Below are 6,208 nucleotides of genomic sequence, written 5' to 3'. Positions count from 1 at the left end.
GTGGCGGGGTGGCTCTGGGTGGCCATTGGTACGGTCACCGACGCGGTGCGTACGGCCCGCGCCGGGTCCGGCGGGGTCAGGTCCAGAGCACCGCGATGAAGATGTTCGTCGCGGTCAGCGCGCCGACCAGCCCGAACTGCGCCTTGTCGATCCGCTCCTCGTCCCGCTTGACGTAGACGAGGCCGAGGATCACGATCAGCAGCGCCAGCTTGATGCCGATCTTGATGGTGTTGATCTGGGCACCCTGCGCCTGATTGAGCCCGACCAGGGCCACACCGGTGACCAGCATGGTCAGCGCCCCGTGCAGCATCCCGGGCACGAACCGCGCCGTGCCCTGGCCCATCGCCTTCATCTGGGTAAGGAAACCACCGAGCAACGCGGCAATGCCGATGATGTGCAGGCCGACGAAGAGATGGATGAGTACGTCCATGGAGCGGGAGCCTAGCCAGCGCCCCGCGGCCTCCCGTCACCGCCCCCGGTCACGCGCGCATCCCGCACCAATGCGCCCCATAGCACCCCACCGCCCTCTCCTTCATCGGTTCTCGCCCTTCGATCACCACGCCGTCCGAAGGCGACGCCCCGAACCTTCCGACTCGGTCACAAACAGACACGTATCGCCTCATCGAAGCCATTTCCGCACACTGCGTTACCAACTCGTCACCATCCGGCTTAGCGTCCTCCCCCAGGCACCCGGCCCCCAGCCGCCGGGTCCGGCATCGGATGTATCGGTCGCATCGACCGGCATCAGTCGTACGGAAGGACGTGACGGCACAGGTGGCAGCGCACCGCAGGCCACGGCAGCACCCGTTCAGGGGTCGTACGGCCCGGACGGCGGCCCTTCTCGCGATGGCGGGGGCGGCCACCACGACGGGCTTCGACGGCATCGCACAGGCCGAGCCCCGGCTGACGCCGACGCAGGTGAAGACCGAGGTGGACGCCTTGTACCGGGAGGCGGAGACCGCCACGCAGAAGTACGACGGCGCCAAGGAGCAGGCGGCCGCGGGCGAACGCCGGCTGACCTCGCTGCGCGACGAGGCCGCCCGCAAGACGCAGAAGCTCAACTCCGCCCGGGACGCGCTCGGCACCTTCGCCGCCGCGCAGTACCGCTCCGGTGACATCGCCCCCGCCTGGCAGCTCGCCCTGTCCAGCGACCCGAACCGCTACCTGGACGACGCCGCCCTCGCCGAACGCGCCGGCGACCGGCAGGCCGCCGCCGTGTCCCAGGTGCGCCAACAGCTCCAGGAGATCGAGCGGTTGCGCGGCGCCGCCCGCGTCGAGCTGAAGTCGCTGAAGTCCCACCAGGACGAACTACGGCGGCAGAAGGCGTCCGTCACCGGCAAACTGACCGAGGCCCGACGGCTGCTGGCCGAGCTGAGCCCGTCGCAACGCGACCAGGTGACCGGCGACACCGCCCCGGGAGCCGCCTCCCGGTCGGCCGACGGCCCCCGGCAGGCGCTGGAACGGGCCGGCGCTGTCGCCGCCCCCGACTCCCGCGCCGCGGCGGCCGTCGCCTACGCCTTCGCCAAACTGGGCAGCCCCTATGTGTGGGGCGCGACCGGCCCCCACTCCTTCGACTGCTCGGGCCTGGTCCAGGCCGCCTACCGCTCCGCCGGGGTGTCCCTCCCCCGCACCACCTACGCCCAGATCGACGCCGGCCGCCGCGTCTCCCGCTCCGAACTGCGCCCCGGCGACCTGGTGTTCTTCTACTCCGGCGTCAGCCACGTCGGCCTCTACATCGGCAACGGCCGCATGATCCACGCTCCCAATCCCTCGGCCCCGGTCCGCGTGGCCCCGATCGACCAGATGCCGTTCGCGGGGGCGACGCGGGTGGTGTGAGGGGCCCCGCAAGTGGGCCCGGACCGGCAGGGATCCGCTCCGCCGGGGTCAGACCAGTCGCCGCGCCGTCGCCCACCGCGTCAGCTCATGCCGGTTGGACAACTGGAGCTTGCGCAGGACCGCCGAGACATGGGACTCGACCGTCTTCACCGAGATGAAGAGCTGCTTGGCGATCTCCTTGTAGGCGTAGCCCCGGGCGATCAGGCGCAGCACCTCCCGTTCGCGCTGGGTGAGGCGGTCCAGGTCCTCGTCCACGGGCGGGGCGTCGGTGGAGGCGAAGGCGTCCAGGACGAACCCGGCCAGCCGCGGGGAGAAGACCGCGTCGCCTTCCTGGACCCGGAAGATCGAGTCCACCAGGTCGGTGCCGGTGATGGTCTTGGTGACATAGCCGCGGGCGCCGCCGCGGATCACGCCGATGACATCCTCCGCCGCGTCCGACACGGACAGCGCGAGGAAGCGCACCGGCTGCTCGGCGTCCGCCATCAGTGCCGCGCACCGGCGCAGCACCTCGACCCCGCCGCCGCCCGGCAGATGGACATCGAGGAGGACCACCTCGGGCCGGGTCGCGGTGATCACGGTGACCGCCTGGTCGACGTCCGCAGCCTCGCCCACCACCTCGACACCGGTCGTGGCGGTCTGACCGATCTCCGCCTGTACGCCGGTGCGGAACATCCGGTGGTCGTCCACCAGCACCACCCGTACATGCCGCCCGGCCGCACCGCCGCCGGCGAGCCCGCCGATCGCGGCGGCCTCCGCCGTCTCCGCCGGGCCGTTCGCCTCGGTCGCGTCGCTCATGCCGTCTTCTCCGCCCTCTCCATCTCCAGCTCGACCTCCGTGCCGCCCCCCGGTACCGCCCGTAGCCGGGCCGTGCCGCCGTTGCGCTCCATGCGTCCGATGATCGATTCTCTGACGCCCATGCGGTCGGCGGGTATCGAGTCGAAATCGAAACCCGGGCCGCGGTCGCGCACGGACACGAACACCGTTCTGCCCTCGACCTCGGCGTAGACCTGTACGGCGCCGCCGTCGCCACCGTACTTGGCGGCGTTCACCATCGCTTCCCGCGCGGCCTGCATCTGCGCACCGATCCGCTCGTCCAACGGGCAGTCGCCGACGACGACCACCTCTATGGGCACCCCGTGCTTGTCCTCCACCTCGGCCGCGTTGCGCCGCACCGCCTCCGCGACCGTGTCCGGCTCGTCGGCCTCCTCCTTGCCGGTGCCCTCCGGCTTGTAGAGCCAGGTGCGCAGGTCGCGCTCCTGGGCGCGGGCGAGGCGGCGGACCTCGCCCGCGTTGTCCGCGTTGCGCTGGATCAGGGTGAGGGTGTGCAGCACGGAGTCATGGACATGGGCGGCGACCTCCGCACGCTCCTGGGCGCGGATGCGCATCAGCCGCTCCTCGGAGAGGTCCTGGGTCATCCGGACCAGATACGGACCGGCGAGCAGGGTGATCCCTACGAGGACGGCGAGCGCGGCCTGGAGGACGGCCCCGAGATGCGCGGCCGAACCCTGGAGGACGAAGATCGCCGAGACGCCTGCCGTGACCAGCAGGACACCGGCGGCCGCGCGCACCAGGGTCAGGGTGCGGCGGTGCCGGCCGACCTCGACCCAGCGGGCCCGGCGGGCGTTGTCCGCCTGGCGCCAGACGAGGGCGACACCGGCCGCGACGAGCACGGCGGGCACCAGATACGCCTTGGCCGCGCCGGTCGGGTTGACGCTGCCCACGAACACCATGGACACGATGACCATGAGGAGCAGCGCGACCATCTGACCGCGGTCCGGCTTGCGGGCCACGAGTCTTCTGCGGCCGCCGGGCGTGGTCTCGGCGGTGACCGGGGACGTCTTCTGTCCGCCGACGCCACCGACACCGAGCGGGACGAAGAACCAGAAGGCCGCGTACAGCAGTGCGCCCAGACCGTTGGCCATGAACAGGCCGACGAACGCGAGCCGGACCCAGACGACGGGCAGCCCGAGATGCCCGGCGAGGCCCCGCGCCACTCCGCCGAGCCAGCGTCCGTCGCCGCTGCGGTAGAGCTTGCGCGGCGGCCGCGGGTCGTCGAGTGGCAGGCTTGCGGCTTCCGGCATGGCATCGATGGTCACACGGCCGGCCGGGGCGGGGCATCAGGGTCGGTCCCCGAGACGCCCCTGATCTTCCCCGGGGCCGGGTCGGGGGCCTCGCTCCCGCACCGGAGCCGGCCGCTCCGCGCAGCTCGAACGCTTCCCCCGGCCCGCCTCAGGGCCGATTTCAGGGTTCGCCCAGGGTTGTCCCGACTGCCGCCGCGCCGCCCCGGCCGTCACCATGGACTCATGACGGATCACGAGCACGCCGCGACGGGTCCGGGACCCGGCGGCCCACGCCCGGCCCCGGGCACCGGGCCGACGGATGCCGCGCGCGCCGCGACGGAAGGGGCGGGCGCGGCCACCGGCGGCTCCGCCCCTCGCGCGGAAGGCACGGAGAAGACGGACAACGCGAAGAAGACGGACAGCACCGGCGCCGGACCGGGCCAGGACCGGAGCGAGGGACAGCCGCAGGGGCCCACGCGGCAGCCCGGCCCCGCCGAGGACGCACCCGAGCGGTTCCGGCGCGGGCGCCGGTACAAGATGATCGCGGGCGTGTGCGCGGGGCTCGGCCGGCAGGCCGACATGGACCCGGTGATATTCCGGATCACCCTGGCCGTTCTGTCGGCGACCGGCGGTATCGGTCTCATCTTCTACGGCTTCGTGTGGCTGCTGGTGCCGTACGAGGACGAGGAGGAGAACGAACTGCGCAAGCTGCTGACCGGCCGGGTCGACGGCCAGGCGCTGGCCGCCGTGCTCTTCGCCCTGGTCGGCTGCGGGACCTTCCTGACCATGCTGAGAAACGGCGCGGCGCTGGCCTTCGCCGCGGTGCTCTCGCTGATGCTCGCGGGCGCCGGGTACTGGTCGCGGCGCCGTGGCGCCCCCGACCCCGACCCGCTCGCCGCGCAGGCCGCCGCCGACGCACCGCCGGAGGCGCAGGCACCGCCGGTCGCCATCAGCTTCCCGTCGTGGTGGCGGGACCCGATCGTCAAGGACGGCACCCATGTCGGCGGCACCGGCTATCTGTGGGGGCCCGGCGACGCCCGGATCCGGGACGGAGACCTGCTCTCGGTCGTCGACGTCCGCCTCGCCACCCCCTGGACCCACCCCGGCGCCGCACAGCAGAAGCCGCCGCGCCCCGCGCCGCCGAAGCCGCGCGGACCGCGCTGGATAGGCGGCCCGGTGTTCCTGCTGGCACTGCTGGCGGGCGGCCTGGGCTCCGGGCTGACGTGGCACACCCACACCCTGGGCGCCAGCCTTCAGACCGGACTCGCCTGTGCGCTGGCCGTCTTCGGCCTGGGCATCGCGGTCAGCTCGTTCCTGGGCCGCACCGGCGCCGGGACGGTGTTCCTGGCGATCGTCACGGCGGCTCTGCTCGGCGGCGCGGCGGCGATGCCCCGGGACATCACCACGCACTGGCGGGAGACGTCCTGGATACCCGGCGCCGCGGCACAGGTCCGGCCGGCGTACGAGCTGGGCACGGGCCGGGGCACCCTCGACCTGACCCGGGTATGCCCGGCCAAGGGGCAGACCGTCAGCACGGACGCGCACATCGGGGCCGGCCAGCTGAAGGTGATCGTGCCGGCCGACACGACCGTGCGGATGAACATCGATGTGGGCGTGGGCGACATCAAGTTGCCGGGAGAGAAGAACGGAAAGGACGTGGACGTGCTGCCGCAACGGCACCGGGAAGTGACCCTGACACCGGCCAAGGGCGGCAAGGACAGCGGCACCCTGGACCTCACCCTCGAGGTCGGGGCCGGAGAGGTGGAGGTGGACCGTGCTGCGCCATGAGTTCCGGCCGGGGAAGCTGGTCGCCGGATTGTTCCTCGTCGCCACCGGGGTGGTGTTCGCCGGTGACGCGGGCGGCCTGTGGAAGACCCCCTGGTTCGCGATCGTCCCGCTGGTGGTGGGCGGCCTGTGCCTGGCCGGTGCCACGGCGACACTCAACCGGGCGATACGCGGACGGGGCGGGACCGAGCAGGGCTAGGCGGTCGGCGGCCTCCGGGGCCGGGGTCACGCATCGACCAAGGCCACACATCGGCCGGGGTCACGCGCGAGGCCACGCGAGGCGAGCCGCCACCGTCCCCGACGGCTCCGACAGCGCCCCGACCCTGCGGCGCGACGGCACGGCGACACGCACGTACGCACGGAGGCGCGGCGGGGACGCAACGCAGCGATACCCGGTCAGCCACTCCAAGCACCCGGCCCCTTCCCACAGGCCGGGAGCCGTCCCACGGACAGCCGACCGGCGAGCCGACCTCGCAACCCAACTCCGCGCCCCCGATCCCAGCCCCGCCCTGGTCTCAGCCTCAACC

6 protein-coding genes are annotated in these 6,208 nt (G+C 72.8%); 3 read left to right on the top strand and 3 right to left on the bottom strand.

What is annotated here, in order from left to right:
• Window positions 1-76: 76 nt before the first annotated feature.
• Window positions 77-430 (bottom strand): hypothetical protein, encoded by a 354-nt coding sequence (locus tag CCN72_RS28815; protein ID WP_037655947.1) that lies wholly within the window; start codon window positions 428-430, stop codon window positions 77-79.
• Between the two features lie 344 nt (window positions 431-774).
• Between CCN72_RS28815 and CCN72_RS28810 the strand changes: the two genes are divergently transcribed.
• A complete protein-coding gene (locus CCN72_RS28810) occupies window positions 775-1,836 on the top strand; it encodes a C40 family peptidase (RefSeq protein ID WP_208638127.1) in 1,062 nt (353 codons plus the stop codon).
• Window positions 1,837-1,884: 48 nt separating this feature from the next.
• Here the strand turns inward: CCN72_RS28810 and CCN72_RS28805 are convergent, their stop codons facing one another.
• The gene (locus tag CCN72_RS28805; protein ID WP_086810854.1) at window positions 1,885-2,631 is read right to left on the bottom strand and encodes a LuxR C-terminal-related transcriptional regulator; all 747 of its coding nucleotides are present in this window, start codon (window positions 2,629-2,631) and stop codon (window positions 1,885-1,887) included.
• Window positions 2,628-3,917, bottom strand: a complete 1,290-nt coding sequence (locus tag CCN72_RS28800; RefSeq protein ID WP_085568709.1) for an ATP-binding protein — start codon at window positions 3,915-3,917, stop codon at window positions 2,628-2,630. Before CCN72_RS28800 ends, CCN72_RS28805 begins: the two co-directional genes overlap by 4 nt.
• Before the next feature lie 222 nt (window positions 3,918-4,139).
• Here CCN72_RS28800 and CCN72_RS28795 point away from each other — a divergent pair, with 222 nt between their 5' ends.
• The gene (locus tag CCN72_RS28795; protein ID WP_086810852.1) at window positions 4,140-5,684 is read left to right on the top strand and encodes a PspC domain-containing protein; all 1,545 of its coding nucleotides are present in this window, start codon (window positions 4,140-4,142) and stop codon (window positions 5,682-5,684) included.
• A complete protein-coding gene (locus CCN72_RS28790) occupies window positions 5,671-5,880 on the top strand; it encodes a hypothetical protein (protein WP_086810850.1) in 210 nt (69 codons plus the stop codon). The genes CCN72_RS28795 and CCN72_RS28790 overlap by 14 nt, the downstream gene beginning before the upstream one ends.
• Window positions 5,881-6,208: the final 328 nt, after the last annotated feature.

The organism is Streptomyces murinus (assembly GCF_002154555.1).
Lineage (GTDB): Bacteria > Actinomycetota > Actinomycetes > Streptomycetales > Streptomycetaceae > Streptomyces > Streptomyces murinus.
Note: the sequence above shows the minus strand (reverse complement) of the source record. Positions and strands in the feature narration are given on the sequence as shown.